Origin of the sequence: Cognaticolwellia beringensis (assembly GCF_002076895.1) — a bacterium.
GTDB classification, from domain to species: domain Bacteria; phylum Pseudomonadota; class Gammaproteobacteria; order Enterobacterales; family Alteromonadaceae; genus Cognaticolwellia; species Cognaticolwellia beringensis.
Genome location: NZ_CP020465.1, coordinates 3,748,691 through 3,766,650 on the forward strand (window position 1 = coordinate 3,748,691; position 17,960 = coordinate 3,766,650).

14 protein-coding genes and 1 riboswitch are annotated in these 17,960 nt (G+C 40.6%); of the genes, 5 read left to right on the forward strand and 9 right to left on the reverse strand.

The window, feature by feature from the left end; all coding sequences use genetic code 11:
* Positions 1-4: 4 nt before the first annotated feature.
* The 4 genes from pntB to B5D82_RS15790 all read left to right on the forward strand — a co-directional run bounded on the left by pntB (position 5) and on the right by B5D82_RS15790 (position 5,287).
* Positions 5-1,408 carry a Re/Si-specific NAD(P)(+) transhydrogenase subunit beta gene (gene pntB / locus B5D82_RS15775; RefSeq protein ID WP_081152864.1) on the forward strand — a complete coding sequence of 468 codons (1,404 nt, stop codon included), beginning with the start codon at positions 5-7 and terminating at the stop codon, positions 1,406-1,408.
* 300 nt (positions 1,409-1,708) lie between these two features.
* Positions 1,709-3,115 carry an alanine/glycine:cation symporter family protein gene (locus B5D82_RS15780; protein WP_081154552.1) on the forward strand — a complete coding sequence of 469 codons (1,407 nt, stop codon included), beginning with the start codon at positions 1,709-1,711 and terminating at the stop codon, positions 3,113-3,115.
* Between the two features lie 126 nt (positions 3,116-3,241).
* Positions 3,242-4,570 (forward strand): DEAD/DEAH box helicase, encoded by a 1,329-nt coding sequence (locus B5D82_RS15785; protein ID WP_081152865.1) that lies wholly within the window; start codon positions 3,242-3,244, stop codon positions 4,568-4,570.
* A gap of 78 nt (positions 4,571-4,648) precedes the next feature.
* Entirely contained in the window at positions 4,649-5,287 is a 639-nt protein-coding gene (locus B5D82_RS15790) for a hypothetical protein (RefSeq protein WP_081152867.1), read from the forward strand.
* A 108-nt stretch (positions 5,288-5,395) separates the two neighbouring features.
* Here the strand turns inward: B5D82_RS15790 and B5D82_RS15795 are convergent, their stop codons facing one another.
* The gene (locus B5D82_RS15795; RefSeq protein WP_081152869.1) at positions 5,396-6,292 is read right to left on the reverse strand and encodes a GGDEF domain-containing protein; all 897 of its coding nucleotides are present in this window, start codon (positions 6,290-6,292) and stop codon (positions 5,396-5,398) included.
* A gap of 321 nt (positions 6,293-6,613) precedes the next feature.
* On the opposite strand from B5D82_RS15795, the gene B5D82_RS15800 reads away from it, so the two are divergent.
* Positions 6,614-8,581, forward strand: a complete 1,968-nt coding sequence (locus B5D82_RS15800; RefSeq protein ID WP_094122819.1) for a monovalent cation:proton antiporter family protein — start codon at positions 6,614-6,616, stop codon at positions 8,579-8,581.
* A 106-nt stretch (positions 8,582-8,687) separates the two neighbouring features.
* Here B5D82_RS15800 and B5D82_RS15805 read toward each other — a convergent pair whose 3' ends face one another.
* The 8 genes from B5D82_RS15805 to B5D82_RS15840 form a co-directional block, all read right to left on the reverse strand.
* Positions 8,688-9,839, reverse strand: a complete 1,152-nt coding sequence (locus B5D82_RS15805; RefSeq protein WP_081152872.1) for a patatin-like phospholipase family protein — start codon at positions 9,837-9,839, stop codon at positions 8,688-8,690.
* 201 nt (positions 9,840-10,040) lie between these two features.
* Entirely contained in the window at positions 10,041-10,400 is a 360-nt protein-coding gene (locus tag B5D82_RS15810; RefSeq protein ID WP_081152873.1) for a DUF3718 domain-containing protein, read from the reverse strand.
* Between the two features lie 65 nt (positions 10,401-10,465).
* Positions 10,466-10,559, reverse strand: a riboswitch (cyclic di-GMP riboswitch).
* A gap of 260 nt (positions 10,560-10,819) precedes the next feature.
* Positions 10,820-11,476, reverse strand: a complete 657-nt coding sequence (locus B5D82_RS15815; protein WP_081152874.1) for a 3-oxoacid CoA-transferase subunit B — start codon at positions 11,474-11,476, stop codon at positions 10,820-10,822.
* A gap of 13 nt (positions 11,477-11,489) precedes the next feature.
* Positions 11,490-12,188 (reverse strand): CoA transferase subunit A, encoded by a 699-nt coding sequence (locus B5D82_RS15820; protein WP_081152876.1) that lies wholly within the window; start codon positions 12,186-12,188, stop codon positions 11,490-11,492.
* Between the two features lie 127 nt (positions 12,189-12,315).
* A complete protein-coding gene (locus B5D82_RS15825) occupies positions 12,316-13,257 on the reverse strand; it encodes a hydroxymethylglutaryl-CoA lyase (protein WP_081152878.1) in 942 nt (313 codons plus the stop codon).
* The gene (locus B5D82_RS15830; protein ID WP_081152879.1) at positions 13,257-15,269 is read right to left on the reverse strand and encodes an acetyl/propionyl/methylcrotonyl-CoA carboxylase subunit alpha; all 2,013 of its coding nucleotides are present in this window, start codon (positions 15,267-15,269) and stop codon (positions 13,257-13,259) included. Before B5D82_RS15830 ends, B5D82_RS15825 begins: the two co-directional genes overlap by 1 nt.
* Before the next feature lie 5 nt (positions 15,270-15,274).
* Complete coding sequence (locus tag B5D82_RS15835; protein ID WP_081152881.1) at positions 15,275-16,138, reverse strand: enoyl-CoA hydratase/isomerase family protein; 864 nt, start codon at positions 16,136-16,138, stop codon at positions 15,275-15,277.
* A gap of 12 nt (positions 16,139-16,150) precedes the next feature.
* Positions 16,151-17,758: a carboxyl transferase domain-containing protein gene (locus B5D82_RS15840; protein WP_081152883.1), complete on the reverse strand. Its 1,608-nt coding sequence runs from the start codon at positions 17,756-17,758 to the stop codon at positions 16,151-16,153.
* Between the last annotated feature and the right edge of the window lie 202 nt (positions 17,759-17,960).

Consider the following 17,960-nt stretch of genomic DNA (forward strand, 5'->3'; position numbering starts at 1 on the left):
TGTAATGGAATTTTCTCAAGGTTTTATTAGTGCAGCGTATATTGTTGCCGCGTTATTGTTCATTTTTAGTTTAGCCGGATTAAGTAAGCAGCAAACTGCTGAAACAGGCAATTGGTATGGTATTGTTGGTATGGCAATCGCACTTATTGCCACCATTGCTGATCCTCGTGTCGACAACGTTTGGATTATTTTAGTTACCATGGTCATTGGTGCAACTATTGGTTTAAAGTTAGCCAAAAAAGTAGAAATGACTCAAATGCCAGAGCTAGTGGCCATATTGCACAGTTTTGTAGGGTTAGCGGCTGTAATGGTTGGCTTTAATAGCTATTTTGAAATGGACCATTCAGTGGCAGCTACGTTTAATGACAGTCAACAAATGGCGATTAATATCCATTTAGTTGAAGTGTTTCTTGGGGTGTTTATCGGCGCGGTAACCTTTACCGGTTCAATTGTTGCGTTTGGTAAGTTGCGTGGTGTTATTAACTCGGCGGCATTAATGCTACCTCATCGTCATAAACTAAACTTAGCCGCTGGTGTATTATCATTTATGCTACTAGCGAGTTTTGTAGAGCAAGGCGGCGGTGATGGTACTTTATATATTATGGCGATTATTGCCCTAGCTTTTGGTTGGCATTTAGTGGCGTCAATTGGCGGTGCTGATATGCCGGTGGTCGTATCCATGCTCAATTCTTACTCTGGTTGGGCAGCAGCGGCAGCAGGTTTTATGCTCAATAATGATTTGCTCATTGTTACCGGCGCATTAGTCGGCTCTTCAGGAGCTATTCTCTCTTACATTATGTGTAAAGCAATGAACCGCTCTTTTATTAGCGTAATTGCCGGAGGTTTTGGTACCAATGTGGTGATCGATACCGATACTGATTATGGTGATCACGTTGAAATTACTGCAGAATCAGTCGCTGATATGTTAAATGGCGCCAAGTCGGTCATTATCACACCAGGTTACGGTATGGCAGTCGCGCAAGCTCAGTATCCAGTGTATAAATTGACTCAAGCCCTCAAAGATAAGGGGATTGAAGTGCGTTTTGCTATTCATCCGGTGGCTGGTCGATTACCGGGCCACATGAATGTTTTGTTAGCTGAGGCTAAAGTGCCATACGATATTGTGCTAGGCATGGAAGAAATTAATGATGATTTTGCTGAAACTGATGTCGTGTTGGTGATAGGGGCAAACGATACGGTAAACCCAGCAGCGGCTGAAGATCCCACAAGCCCGATTGCTGGTATGCCGGTATTAGAAGTTTGGCATGCGAAAAATGTCGTCGTATTCAAACGTTCAATGAGCACAGGTTATGCGGGTGTACAAAATCCATTGTTCTTTAAAGACAATACGCAAATGTTGTTTGGTGATGCTAAAGATTCGGTTGAAGAAATATTTAAGGCCTTATAGCATGCCAGAGTTTTGCTAGTGTAAAGCTTAAATAATTAAGGTTAACTTGCCGGTACTTGTTATCGGCTTTTTTATTTCTAAAACTCAATCCAGCACTAAAAAACGATAAAATTGTAATTTATAAATTTTTATACACGTGGGCTGATATTAAACTCTGTATGTTGTTATTGATTTTAATCGTTATTGTGATGAAAAATCATTTATCAGACAGACAATTTTGTTAAACTACGCGAGTTGAAATTCCTAAAAATAAATCCTTCGGAGAATAACGTGATAGAACCAAGTGTAATTGAGCCCAGTATCATAGAATTATGGGTAGGAACTATTAACGGTTATTTATGGGGTAGTATTTTAATTTACCTGCTAAGTGCTTGTGGTATCTGGTTTACCTTTCGATTGAAAGGGCTACAAATTACCCGTTTTTTTCATATGTTTACTATTTTAAAAACCAGTCGTAAAAGTTCAAGCCAAGGTATTTCTTCTTTTCAGGCACTTTGTACCTCGCTGGCAGCTCGTGTTGGTACGGGTAATTTAATGGGAGTTGCGGTCGCTATTTCTCTGGGTGGAGCTGGCGCGGTATTTTGGATGTGGTTAATTGCTTTAGTCGGCATGGCTACCGCATTTGCTGAAAGTACCTTAGGTCAGCTCTATAAAGAGCGTGATAGCATGGGCAATTTCCGTGGTGGTCCCGCATATTATATGAGCAAGGGCTTAAAGAATAAGAAATTAGCCATTACTTTCTCGTTGTGTTTGTTTTTTGGCTATGGTTTTGTTTTTAGTGCCGTACAAGCCAACTCTATTACCAGTGCATTTAATGGCTCATACGGTTTTAATCCACTTTATACCGGCATAGTTATAACCCTAGCGGCGGGTTTTATTATTTTTGGCGGCCTAAAAAATATTGCGCGCTTTGCTGAATTAACCGTGCCTTTTATGGGGTTACTTTATTTACTGGTTTGCTTCGCGGTAATTTGGATGAACATTGAAAGAGTGCCGATGGTCATTAGTGATATTTTTGCTTCTGCTTTGGGTTTAAAAGAAGCCGGTAGTGGCTTAGTTGGTGCTGCTATTGTGCAAGGTGTTAAGCGTGGATTGTATTCTAATGAAGCCGGTATGGGTAGTGCACCTAATGCCGCTGCTGCTGCCGAACCTTTTCCTCCGCATCCGGTATCGCAAGGTTATATACAAATGCTAGCTGTGTTCTTCGACACCATTGTTATCTGTTCATGTACGGCAATTTTAATCTTACTTTTTAAAGATACCGGTGGTGAAGCACAAGGCATTCAATTAACGCAACAAGCATTGGCTTATCAAGTGGGCGATTGGGGCAGCGACTTTATTACTATCGCTATTTTGTTATTTGCTTTTACGTCAATCGTGGCTAACTTTGCCTATGCTGATAATAATTTAAAATATTTAAAAATGGATAACATTTTAGGCCGCTGGTTTTTACGTATTGGATTTTTACTGATGTTGGTCTTTGGCTCTGTCGCGACATTACCCGAAGTAATCGCTTTGGCTGATTTATCGACTGGCTTAATGACCATATTTAATGTTACAGCCTTGTTTATGCTTTCTAAAGTGGTGGTTAAAATAACTAAAGACTATCACAACCAACAAGATAAAGGTTTACTCCCAACTTATCAGGCTGATGAAGCTGAAGAACAGCGCTTAAATTTAACGAAAGGCATCTGGCTTAAAAAGTAGTGTTTAACACGCGTAATATTTAATACAAGCAAGTGTTAACAAAGCTGCTATAATGCGCGCCTTAATATTTTGGCGTGCTGCATTTAGTCGGTACGTTGTTTACGATAATACAGAAATGGTGATGTGATGAGTGTGGATTCAATAGGTTTATCGGCTGACTTACTAAAAGCGGTAAAAGCCTGCGGTTATAAAAATTTAACACCGATTCAACAAATAGCTATTCCTGTTATTCGTACCGGTGTTGATGTTTTAGCAAGTGCTCAAACAGGTACTGGTAAAACAGCCGCTTTTACTTTGCCAATACTCGACAGTTTAGCGAGTAAAGTTAAACCAAACGCGGATGGTTTTGATACCACTACGACAGTTAAAGCCCTAATTTTAACACCAACGCGTGAGTTAGCGGCGCAAGTTGAGAAAAATGTAAAAGCTTACAGTGAGTTTTTACCTTTGCGCTCAGGTGCTATTTTCGGTGGTGTAAATATGCCACCACAAACGAAAATGCTTAAAAGTGGTGTTGACGTTTTAGTCGCGACACCTGGCCGTTTAATTGAGCACCTTGAACAGCGCAACTTAGATTTATCGCAAGTACAATACCTTGTACTTGATGAGGCTGATCGCATGCTAGATATGGGCTTTTACAACGATATTGAACGTATCGTAGCCATGATCAAAGCAAAGCATCAAACATTGATGTTTTCGGCAACATTCTCAAATAAAGTTAAAACGCTTGCAAAGAAAGTGCTTAAAACACCTAAAACGATTGAAGTAGCGCGTCAAAACTCGACATCGGGTAAAGTAAAACAGTCAGTATATTGGGTTTCTGAAACCCGTAAAGCTGAGTTATTGTCTGAACTTATTGGCGTAAATAATTGGCAGCAAGTTTTAGTTTTTGCTGGTACTAAAGAAAGCGCAAATATTTTAGCGAAAGAACTAAAACTCGATGGTATAAAAACCGCTTTATGTCATGGCGATAAAACCCAAGGTGCACGTAATAAAGCGCTTGAGCAATTTGTTGATGGCAGTGTTCGTGTATTAGTTGCGACCGATGTTGCTGCTCGCGGGCTTGACATTGCTAACTTACCTTATGTGGTTAACTTCCATTTACCTTTCCTACCAGAAGATTATGTTCACCGTATTGGCCGTACAGGTCGAGCAGGTAAATCAGGAACAGCAATATCATTAGTCAGCCCTAAAGATGAGCAGTTTCTCGATAATATTGAAGCCTTAATTGAACGAAAATTTGAGCGTATTATAGTACCGGGTTACGAGTTAAATCGACCTTTACCGGCACATTACGACGCTAAAGAAGAAGCGCCGTTGAAGAAAAGCCGTTATAAAGCGACACAAGAAAAGAATCAATTACTTGCGCGTAAAAAAGCCGATGCTACTCCGGCAGCACAACGTAGAGCAAAAGCTAACAAGAAAAATAAAACAGTAAATAAAAAACGTAAATAGTTCACATATACCACGTTAGAATGAAGGATTATTTATTTCAAATGGTATTACTTACAGTTATAAAGTCGCAGGTTATTTATGTCTGATAACACCTACATCGACGTTCCTTTTAACTATCGACATCACTGCTGGTTCTGTTCAGAGCCAGCAGGACACTCTTTTACTTTTCCTCACTCAGCACATCTAGTTTTTGATTGCCCACATCACCCGCTAACTCTACCCAGTTGTTTAGAGTGCGCTCGTGCGGCAAACAAGGCGGAAGTGCGAAACATTTGGCAAGTCGAGCAAAGTGTTAAAGTTTATCTTATTAATAAATATCGTAAAGATTTAGCAATAGGGCTAAATTGGACAGAAGAAGAATTAGCTAACTCTGGCTTTGAGGGAGGCAGTTTTGCTGGCTTTCAAAAAAGTGCTTGGTTTATGTATCAAGTCGCAAAAGATAGAGTTAATTTTCGAGGTTGGCCGCTAGTGCTCGATGGTATTGAAATTACTAACGAAGATATTGAACGAGAATTTTGCTTTGACGGGGTCAGTTACCCGAGTATTGATCAGGCAATGGAACACTATAGCCTTAATTTTAATTTAGATTTGGATTTTTTGCGTCGAGTACTGGCAAAAATTGGTCCGCAAAGCTTTGCAAAAGCGGTAAGGTTTTGCCGCTTGTATGTTGGCGCAACACCTAATGAAAAGTCACTTGCTTTGCGAGAATTTAGCTAAATCAATATCTCGTCTTGGCTAGGTATTGCTGAGAATATAGTTAGTATTCTCAGGCCACTATATAATCATTCTTTATTAAACTTTTAGCTCAGCACCATTCAGTAAAGTTCAACTTTGAGAAACAATACTCAACTTTTGCGGCATAGTCATTTTCTGAGAATATAACGCTTTATCTGCACGTTTAAAAAAGCTTGTTGCGTTGTCAGCTCTATTCATAAAAGCTAAGCCTAAACTACTGGTAACATTATGTTTTGCTAATAATGCATCTTGCGACATTGCATGGTAAATTCTATGTTCAATAACGGATAAAGCCTGCTCAGTAGCATCTGCCACTATAATCGCGAATTCATCACCACCAAAGCGGAAGACACAATCTGTATCTCGAACACTTTGGCGTAATGCCTTGGCAAATTGTACTAAAACATTATCGCCTATGTTGTGACCAAAGGTGTCATTAATGGCTTTAAATTTATTGAGATCACTCAAGATTAATCCGACACGTGTGTGTCGACGGTTTGCTTGGGCCATCGTGCGTTTAATTTGTTCGTCAAAACTTCGGCGGTTGCCTAATTGAGTTAAACTATCTTGCATAGCCAGTTGCATGGCTTGATGATATTGCACCGCATTTTTCAATGGATTGAGCAATAATTCATGCAGTTCAGTCAAAACTTTATAATTACCCATACTTATGGGCATATTAACGGCATAAGTGATCATGCCAAAAAACTGACCATTGAGTTTTAATTCAAATTGACGCTCTGACTTTGCCTGACGACTGCCTCTTGCTGTGGCACTTATATCAACATGTTTAAAGTAAAGTCCAGTAAAATCAAGATACTTTGCCACTTCAATAGCGAAAATATCGATAAGCTGCTTTACATCTAATGTCGTTTGTAACTGCTCAAGTAAGGCCAAGTTGCGTTGGCTTTGTTGTTCACTATGTTGAAATAATGTAAAGGCATTAAATTTAGAATTAGGGTGATTAACAACATTGACTGTGCGCATAGTTTTTCCCTGCTAATATTGACGTTTAAACTTTCTGAAGTAACTAAAGCAAAAAGCATACCTACTATTTAACTTTTAGGGATTTTATTCATATCTAAGGATGAAATGGCTATTTTAGTTTAAATTTTTATGACTGCGGGTGTAAGTTCAAGGCTAATTATCTAAGTTAAGTAACCGTTTTAATGTATGTTTTTCTTTTGCTTACAGAAAATAATTTAGACAAAAGTGCCCCTAGAAGGCTACACTTAAATTAGGTTATTAAGTTCAACAACCAGTCAAACTCTGCCAATATCCGTTTTTATCACCTTGTAAGGAATACATTTGACAAGTCACCTTGAGTTACTCGCTATATTGTCCAGCGCCGTTTTAATTGTTTGGCTATTTCGCCGATTACAATTACCGGCCATTTTAGCTTATTTAGTTGCGGGTGTTTTGGTGGGTGAACATGGGTTAGCTTTGGCGCAAGAACATGTTGACTATGAGCATTTTGCTGAGCTCGGTATTGTATTTCTACTCTTCACTCTCGGACTTGAATTTTCATTACCCAAACTCGTTGCAATGCGGCATTTAGTAGTAACAGTTGGTAGTTTACAAGTGGTTATAACACTTGTGCTGTTTATGTTAGTTGCTATGTTTTTTGGGCAAAGTTTTGCCGCAGCAATAACTATTGGCGGCATATTAGCACTGTCGTCTACTGCTATTGTTATTCGCCAATTAAGTGAAAGCGGAGGCATGAAGAAAAAGTCTGGGCAACTTTCTGTAGCTGTTTTACTATTTCAAGACGTAGCCGTAGTCCCCCTATTAATCGTTATACCTTTATTAGCACAAGGTGGAGACTCTTCCTTTATTATGGCGCTGTTGTTTGCACTAGTTAAAGGGGTCTTTGTCGTTTCGCTTTTATTATTCGCCGGTAAATGGCTACTACCCAGATTATTCAATTTAGTTGCTCAAGTTAGAACGGATGAGTTATTTGTATTAACCACACTATTGGTAACCTTAGTTGCATCAGCCTTAACGCAATGGTTTGGACTTTCTATGGCATTAGGTGCATTTTTAGCGGGGATGATGCTAGGCGAAAGCCAATATAAACACCAACTTGAAGCTGACATTAGACCCTATCGTGATATTTTACTGGGTTTGTTTTTTGTTACTGTCGGCATGAAGCTAAATATCAGTGTTGTTTTCTCATCTCCTTTGATCATTATTTCGCTACTGGTTTGTTTTATGATAGTAAAAATACTGGTCGTTGTTTTATTAGCAAAGCGCGCAGGAGAGTCATCTAAAGATGCTTGGGCAGCAGGTATTATGTTGGCACAAATGGGCGAATTCGGTTTTGTTTTAATCGCGTTAGCAAGCCAAGTCGAAGTGTTACCAGAAACTACCGCCTCTATACTATTGGGGACAGGCGTGCTGAGCATGGCAATAACACCTTATATGATCAACCATGCTCGTGGTTGGGCACTTTGGTTAAGTCATGAGAAACAACTTGATACTCAAGCATTAGAAGAATTACCTCAAAATACAGATCTACATGATCACGTTATTATTTGTGGATTCGGTCGTATTGGCCAAACCGTCAGTCGATTTTTAAAACAGGAATCGATCGATTTTGTTGCCATTGATATCGACCCATTACGAACAACAAAAGCACGAGAAGCAGGTGAAAATGTACTTTTTGGCTCATCGAGACAGGCTGAGTTATTGCAGGCGGCGAAGTTATCAAAAGCTAAACTTGTAGTCATCGCCTTTGGTGAAGACAAACAGTCACTCGATGTTATCCAAAAAGTACGCTCATTAGCGCCAGACGTCCCTATTTTAGTTCGTACCCGTAATGATGATCAATTAGATGAATTACACGCTGCCGGTGCAAATGAAGTGGTACCTGAGAGCTTAGAAGGTAGTTTAATGCTAGTTTCACAAGTGCTGTCATTATCTGGCGTACCTTTTTCTAGAATTGTTCGCCGTGTACAAAAAGAGCGCAAGAATCACTACAATCATTTACATGGCTTCTTTCAAGGTGAACATACCGACATGAGCCCTGAGGGTATTGGTCGGATTGAATTTGCACACGCAATTATCTTGGTAGACGACTCATTTGCTACTGGCAAGTCTATTCAGTCATTAAAACTAGATGAGCGCCGTGTTTTTGTTATAGCGCTAAGACGTAATAATATCGAAAGTGAAGAACCTGATGTAGAGACCATATTATTACCACAAGATACTTTGATTGTTCGTGGTAAGCCCCGTCGAGTTGAGCGTGCAGAGCGTTTTGTGCAAGAAGGGCATTAATAGCGTACTAAAAACAATGTTAGTGCTAGATTCAGTCAACTAAATTTGAAGTTTTGTGCGTTTAAATTCTGACTAGGTGTTCAATATTTAATTTAATTAATTAATATCAGATATCAAGAAATTGACGTATTTTGGTTTCTTGCTCAAGCGCATCGTTAAAACCAAGGTTTATTAACTCTTTACAGTAGTTCTTTTCAAACAACAGGTAGCTGAGTAAGCTTGATTCTGCATCATTACTTATCCCGATACTTCGCAGTAATAATCGAATTGAAATAGGCAGTTTATCGTAATATTTTACGGCAATACTATTGAAGTTGTGGCTTGGGTTTAGCACATATGACTCGATATTTTTTAAACCTAAGGTATTCTTTTTATTTTCGTCTGGGATCAGCGATAGGGTATGGTTAACTCTTTCCATACGTTCAATATCGCTTTGTAAGGTATCAGAGAAAATAGAATCTAGTAAGTGACCCGCGATAGAAGCGGTTGTTGGTGGATGTGGATTATTCTCAAGCGCATGTATGGGCTCTTTGGGTTGATCAACACCGACGATGAATATTTTTTCTGCGCCTAAGTGGATTGCAGGGCTTAACGGAGAAAGTTGATGCACTGAACCATCGCCTAAATGATGTCGTTTTACTTTTTCAGACGGAAACACTAATGGTATAGCCGCTGATGCCATTAAATGCTGGCTATTTAACTGTGTCGGCTCGCCTCGTCGTTTGGATCTAAACCACGGGGATATAGAATCTTCTGATTGAAAAAAACTAATAGAATCGCCGCTACTATAACTTGAAGCCGTAACTGATACCGCGGAAAGATAGCGACGTCTTATATTGGTATCTATTCTGCTAAAATCCACTACAGTTTCGAGTAGTTGCCTAAGCGGCGCATTATTTAATAAACTTCTGGCATTTTTATTGGCATAATCTGCTTGAAATCCTCCCAGAAAACCTCCGATCAGGTGACTGGACACCCGCATAGGATCAGTATGATAAATCCTACATGGGTCTAAGTTTTTCCAAACCCATTCTAATTTTTTGACGGCTAGTTGAAAACATGAAGCATAACAAGCTAATGCGGTAGAGTTTATAGCGCCTGCTGAAGTGCCACAAATAATTGGAAAAGGCACTCCGTGGGTACGTGGCATGAACTTAGCTATTGCAGATAAAACACCGACTTGATAAGCAGCACGTGCACCGCCTCCGGTTAAAACTAGGGCGTTGTTACTGTTAATGTAGCTACGTTTATTGGTCATTCATGAAACCGATTAGATTAATATAAAACTTTGGCGTGATTTTAATCAGTTTTATGCAGTGTGGCTAGCTGAAATTGGTTTTTGATGATAATCACGTAAAAAAAAGGCCAGCTAATGCTGACCTTTTTAATGACACAGAAATATTAACTAGTAAAACATAGAACTTACAGAAAGTATAAACGCCTACTCGAAAATATATTTCTAGCTGCTAACGCGTTCGTTTGCAGCGTCGATTAATGGTTGCGATCCATTCTGGAATACTGCCAAGTTAGCAGAAACGGTTTTCTTTGGTAATTTACTTATCATCAAAGAGCCTGTTTCAACTGAACCTTTAGTGGCTGCGAATTCCAACAAGTTCTGACCATTACATTGGATACCTGAGAAGATATTACGAATTTTTAATTTATTCGTCTTTAAGAATGAACGCATACGTCTTTTGTCGTCAGCAGCAACATACTCACATACACTTTGTGCAACATTAGCAGCTTGTGCTGTCGGCGCAGTTATAATAGACGTCATAGTTAAAGCAGTAATGGTAGTAACTAGTAATAATTTTTTCATTTTAATAACCTTTTATAAAACAAGTAGAGTTAGTAAAAGAAAAAACCACAGGATGTACCTAATAACACGGTAACTCCGCTGTCATAGATAAATAGTATATTTATCCTTAGACCGGTGGTTTTGCGTAACACGTTTTCGCGTGTTTTGCCTTTTCTTTGTCTATTTCAGTATCTCTAATATTGCAATAGATTGCAACCCAACTGTAACAGCCTGTAGGTAATTGACCTGGTTATATTTGTAGTATTGTACACATAGCACTACATTGATGAAGAAGCTGATTATTTTAAATATTTAATATTTACGTGAAAATTATTGAAATCGATAGGTGGGTCTAGGTAAAGGCAAAATAAAAGGGGCTAGCGCCCCTTAGTGTATATTTTGCTCTGTAGACATTTCATTTAGTCTTCAATGTAAACACTTTATAATTTCATTTCAGGCACATCGCCTTCAACAATGAGTTCGCCTTCAGTTAATGACATTATTTCTTCAACAGAAACGCCAGGTGCTCGCTCTAATAAGTAAAATTTACCATTTTTTATTTCGATAAAAGCAAGGTCAGTTAATACTTTTTTAATGCAACCTTTGCCGGTTAACGGCAGGGTACAATTACTTAATAGTTTAGAAACACCATGTTTTGAAGCATGGGTCATGGTAACAATAATATTGTCAGCACCGGCAACTAAATCCATCGCACCGCCCATGCCTTTAATTAACTTACCTGGGATCATGTAAGAGGCGATATTACCATTAACATCAACTTCAAATGCGCCTAAAACGGTTAAATCAACATGGCCACCGCGGATCATCGCGAACGATTCTGCTGAATCAAAAATTGATGCACCTTTTGCCATAGTCACGGTTTGTTTACCGGCATTGATTAAGTCGGCGTCAATTTCGTCTTCGGTAGGGAATTGTCCCATACCAAGAAGGCCATTCTCTGACTGCAGCATAACTTCCATACCCTCTGGAATATAGTTTGCCACTAACGTTGGAATACCAATACCTAAGTTAACGTAGTAACCGTCTTGTAATTCTTGTGCAACTCGCTGTGCTAGTTGTTCTCTTGATAAAGCCATAAATTACTCCTTACTAACTGCGAATAGTGCGCTGTTCAATGCGTTTTTCGAATGTACCTAAAATTAAGCGATTTACATAAATACCCGGTGTGTGGATTTGATCTGGGTCTAGTTCTCCCGGTTCAACAATTTCTTCCACTTCTACCACCGTTATCTTTCCAGCTGTTGCTGCCAAAGGATTAAAGTTACGCGCAGTTTTTCTGAACACTAAATTGCCATAGCGGTCAGCTTTCCATGCTTTTACGATCGCAAAGTCGCCAGTAATAGCGGGCTCTAAAATGTAATGTCTGCCATCAAATTCACGTTCTTCTTTGCCTTCGGCGACTGGTGTTCCGTAACCTGTTGCAGTAAAGAATGCCGGAATACCCGCACCGCCAGCACGCATTTTTTCGGCTAAGGTACCTTGAGGCGTTAATTCAACTTCTAATTCGCCATTCATCATTTGACGTTCAAATTCGGCATTTTCACCGACATAAGAGGCAATGATTTTTTTGATTTGACGGTCAGGAAGCAAAATACCAAGACCAAAATCGTCAACACCACAGTTGTTAGAAACAACAGTTAATCCCTTTGTGCCTTTACGTTTAATTTCGCTAATCAGGTTTTCTGGAATACCACATAAACCAAAACCACCTGCAATGACGGTCATATTGTCTTCAAGACCCGCCATTGCTTCTTCATAGCTTGACACTACTTTGTCAAATCCTGCCATTGTTTGATCCTCAGTAAAAATTATTGTCTTTGTGCTTGTTGGCTAACGCAGATAATAGATAATAGATGCTATATGCGTTAGCAAAATTATTCATAATGTTATTTAAGTACATTAACCAATTAACGCGTTATTGTGCTCGATATGCCACAGATACTTTTGATATTGGCGCTTTACCTAATTTGTCGCTAATAAACCAACCAGCCTTGAGTAACTTGTCGAAATCAATATTCGTTGTTATGCCTAAACCATTGAGCATGTACAACACGTCTTCAGTCGCAACATTACCTGATGCTCCCTTAGCATATGGGCAACCACCAAGACCTGCAATAGCACTATCGACTACCTTCACGCCAGCTTGTAATGCAGCGTAAATATTAGTTAACGCTTGGCCGTAGGTATCATGAAAGTGTACGGCCAATTTTTCAACCGGTACCTTAGTACTAACCACCGCTAACATTTTACTTACGCTTGCGGGGGTACCTACTCCAATAGTGTCGCCAAGGGAGATTTCGTAACAACCCATTTGGTATAACTTTTCGGCAACTTTTGCTACTTGCTCTGGCGCAATATCACCATCGTAAGGACAACCAACTACACAAGAAACATAACCTCGAATGGGAATGTTTGCGGCTTTGGCCGCCTGCATAATAGGTTCAAAGCGCTGCAGACTTTCTTCAATTGAGCAATTGATATTCTTTTGACTGAACGCTTCTGAAGCGGCGCCAAATATAGCGACTTCATTGGCATTAACGGCCATGGCGGCTTCAAAACCTTTCATATTAGGTGTGAGTGCCGCGTAAGTAACACCCGCTTTGCGGGTAATACCGTTAAACACATCGCTCGACGTTGCCATTTGTGGCACCCATTTAGGGGAGACAAAACTGCCACTTTCGATGTAGCTAACACCTGCGTCGGCTAATTGTTCAATTAGCGCTATTTTATCTTCAGCGCTAATTTGCACTTTTTCATTTTGCAGGCCATCGCGCGGGCCAACTTCAACTATTTTTACCGACGTCGGTAACGGAACAGGCAACGAAGCTGGCAGTGTAGGTGTAAATACATCAGTCATTATGCGTCCTCAGGGCTGAAGGCAACTAATTCAGCGCCACCGTCAACCATTTCACCGTCGTTATAATAAATGGCATCTACTACACCGTTGCTTGGGGCACGAATGGTATGCTCCATTTTCATCGCTTCCATGATCATTAATGGTTGATCTGCAATAACGCTGTCGCCAGCTTTAATTAGTACTGATACCATAGTGCCGTTCATTGGTGCCACTAAGCCACCATGGCTATCATCACCGGTATTGTCGCCACAGTCAGGCAAGATGTGCGTAAAGTTAAACACACCATTTTGATGATAAAGACTAATTTGGTTAGCATTTTGTGCAATGGTTGCATGGCTGCGGTAGCCATCAATACTGGCGTACAAAGTATCGTTTTCAATACGACCTTGGCAATCAACGGTTTGGCCATCAACGGTAATTAAATAATAACTACCACTGCCTTGGCGTTTTTGCTCGACGACAATGGGGTATTCGGTGCCGTTATGGGCTAAAACGATATGATGGATGTTTGCTTCATTTAAGCGCCATGCATTGGTCATGTTCCAAGGTGAAAATGGGTCGTTAGTTTTAGCCGCTTTTGCTTGCGCTTGTTGTGCTTGCGATAACACTAAATAAAGCGCTGCCATCGGTAATTCGCCAGCGAGTGCTTGTTCACTTTCATGGAAAATAATTGCTTGGTTTTTCTCAATAAAACCAGTGTCGATATCCGCGTTAACAAAGGGCGCACTAGTGGCCAAATTATATAGAAAATCGATATTGGTAGTAACACCACTGATGCGATATTCTGATAAAGCTTTAGCTAAACGTTGTAGGGCCTTTTCACGACTTTCATCCCAAACAATTAACTTTGCGATCATAGGATCGTAAAATACGCTCACTTCATCACCTTGTCGCACGCCGGTATCTACACGGACAAATTCACTTTCCAGCGGTGGTTGTAAAAAGTCTAGTGTGCCCGTAGCCGGTAAAAAATCGTTGTTTGGATCTTCAGCGTAAATGCGCGCTTCAAAAGCGTGACCGTTGATTTTTAGTTCGTGTTGAGCTTTCGGCAATATTTCGCCAGCTGCTACCCGCAGTTGCCATTCAACTAAATCTTGGCCAGTAATTAATTCTGTAACGGGATGTTCTACTTGTAAGCGAGTATTCATTTCCATAAAGTAAAATGAACCGTCAATATCAAGTAAAAATTCAACCGTACCAGCGCCTTGATAACCAATAGCTTGAGCTGACTTTATGGCAGACTCACCCATTTGAGCGCGTAGTTCTTCACTCATGCTAAAGGCAGGAGCTTCTTCTATTACTTTTTGATGACGACGTTGAACAGAACAGTCGCGTTCGAACAGGTAAACCGCGTTTTGATGATTATCACAAAACACTTGAATTTCAACATGGCGAGGCTGGGTTAAGTACTTTTCAACCAGCATAGTATCATCACCAAATGATGATTTAGCTTCGCGTTTAGCAGCAGCAAAGCCTTCCGAAAATTCACTTTCGTTCCATACTTGGCGCATACCTTTACCACCGCCACCCGCGGTAGCTTTAAGTAGTACCGGATAACCCATATCATCAGCAGCTTTTTTAATGACAGCTTCCGATTGGTCGTCACCATGATAACCAGGTACTAAAGGTACGTTCGCTTTTTCCATGATGTTTTTAGCGGCAGACTTAGAGCCCATCGCTTCAATGGCTGCAACCGGTGGGCCAATAAAGGTAATACCTTCTTTGGCACACATACGACAAAAATCAGCATTTTCCGATAGGAAACCGTAGCCTGGATGAATAGCTTGAGCGCCAGTACGCTTAGCTGCTTCAATCACTTTTTCAGATAATAAGTAACTTTCGCGTGAAGGTGAACCGCCAATATGGATAGCTTCATCAGCCATAGTTACGTGCAGTGAGTCAGCATCAGCATCAGAATAAACCGCAACGGTTAATATACCCATTTTTCGGGCTGTTTTAATAACACGACAGGCGATTTCACCACGGTTAGCAATTAGTATTTTAGTAAACATGAATATTATCCTTCGCCTTTATTTGTTGATGTTGTTGGCTCTGCTGAGTGTCTTTGAGTAGCTTGCCAAGCAGGTTGGCGTTTTTCAAAAAATGCCGTTAGGCCTTCTTGGCCCTCTGAAGAAACGCGAATTGCGGCAATACGTTCGCTGGTTTCTTTAATTAATGTCTCATCAATATCTTGGTAGGAGACATCAAATGCTAACTGCTTTGCTTGTCGCACCGCTGATGGTCCATTGGCTAATAAGGTCTTTACCATTGTAGTAACGGCGGAATCTAACTCAGTTAACGAATAAACTTCATCAACTAAACCCAATTGTTGTGCTTTGTCAGCAAAAAATCGTTCAGCGGTTTGAAAATATCGTCTGCTAGCTTTTTGGCCAATAGCATTAACTACATAAGGGCTGATGGTCGCTGGAATTAAACCTAGCTTGACTTCACTCAAACAAAAACTCGCTTTATCACTTGCCAGCACAATATCGCAACAACTTGCTAAGCCAACCGCACCACCAAAAGCTGCACCTTGCACTTTGGCAATGGTGGGTTGTGGTAAAAAATTTAGATTTTTTAGCATTTGCGCTAGGGCGTTTGCATCCGACAAATTCTCTTCGTAAGAATAAGACGCCATACGCTGCATCCAGCCTAAATCTGCCCCAGCAGAAAAGCTTTTCCCTGTTGACGCTAACACCATGATATTGATGTCATCGCACAGTGCTATTTCTTTAAATAATTGGTTTAGCGCATAAATAATACTGTCATCAAAGGCGTTGTGCTTATCGGCATTATTCAATGTCACGGTTGCTACGCCAAGGCTATCGACGTCGAACAGTACTTGTTCGCTCGGGCTTTTTATATTGCTATGTGAAAACATCTTCAATTACCCTTACATTCTAAACAGACCAAACTTGGTCTCTTTAATAACTTTATTTAATGAAGCTGAAATAGCTAACCCAAGTACTTGACGAGTTTCAGCCGGGTCGATAACACCGTCATCCCATAAACGCGCAGACGCGTAATATGGATGACCTTGGCGTTCGTAGTCATCAATAATCGGTTGCTTGAAGTTTGCTTCTTCTTCGGCGCTCCACTGCTCGCCAAGTGTATCTTTTTGATCGCGCTTAACTTGCGCTAACACGCCCGCTGCCTGCTCGCCGCCCATCACTGAAATGCGAGAGTTTGGCCACATAAATAGGAAACGTGGGTCATAAGCGCGCCCACACATACCGTAGTTACCTGCACCGAAGCTACCACCAATTAAAATGGTAAACTTAGGCACTTGCGCAGTAGCAACAGCCGTGACCATTTTCGCGCCATGTTTTGCTATGCCGCCAGCCTCGTATTGTTTTCCAACCATAAAGCCAGTAATGTTTTGTAAAAACACTAGGGGGATTTTTCGTTGTGCACAAAGCTCGATAAAGTGAGCTCCTTTTTGTGCAGACTCGCCAAATAAAATCCCATTATTGGCGACAATGCCGACTTGATAGCCGTAGATACGAGCAAAACCACAAACTAAAGTTGTGCCATAAAGTGCTTTAAATTCATCAAATTCACTACCATCAACCACGCGGGCGATAATTTCACGTACGTCAAATGGCTGACGAGCATCTTTTGGTACGATGCCGTAAACTTCTTCCATAGCGTATGCAGGTTCAACCACTTCTTTAATCGCCATTTGTACGGGTTTAACTCGGTTTAAGTTACCAATAACACTGCGGGCAATTTCTAAAGCGTGATGATCATTTTGTGCCATGTGGTCGGCAACACCGGAGGTGCGACAATGCACATCAGCGCCACCTAAATCTTCCGCACTCACCACTTCACCAGTGGCCGCTTTAACTAATGGTGGGCCTGCAAGGAAAATAGTGCCTTGTTCTTTAACGATAATAGATTCATCAGCCATGGCGGGAACATAAGCGCCACCTGCGGTACATGAGCCCATAACCACAGCAATTTGCGGTATGCTTTGTGCAGACATATTCGCTTGGTTAAAGAAGATACGACCAAAATGTTCTTTGTCAGGGAAAACGTCATCTTGATTCGGTAAGTTTGCACCGCCTGAATCTACAAGATAAATACAAGGCAAATTGTTTTCTTGTGCGATAGTTTGCGCGCGTAAATGCTTTTTAACTGTCAGCGGGAAATACGTGCCACCTTTTACGGTCGCATCGTTGGCAACAATAATACATTCTTGGCCTCCAACACGGCCAATGCCGGTAATAATACCAGCAGCAGGGACGTTATCGTCGTAAACTTCATAAGCGGCTAATTGTGATAATTCAAGAAAGGCCGAGCCTGGATCGAGTAGGGCGTAAACGCGATCTCTAGGCAATAATTTCCCCCGTGATAAATGACGTTCGCGACTGCGTTCGCCGCCACCCAGCTTTATTGTCTCTAACTTTAGTTTTAAGTCATCGACTTGCACTTTCATATGGGCAGCATTTTCGATGAATTCAGGGCTGCGGGAATTAATTTTCGATATTATCTTAGCCACGGTATAACCTTCTATTTTGTTGATCTTTTGCTTCGTCAGAGCATATTGATATTGTTGTCGATTCACTAACTTTACATGCGGTACTTAATTCAGCACTTAATTCAGTCGTTAATTCAGTACTTAATTCGGTAATTCATTAGTTATAAGTGTTCAATAGCAATAGTCACTGAGAGACTTTATTTTTGTATATAATTTATCTATC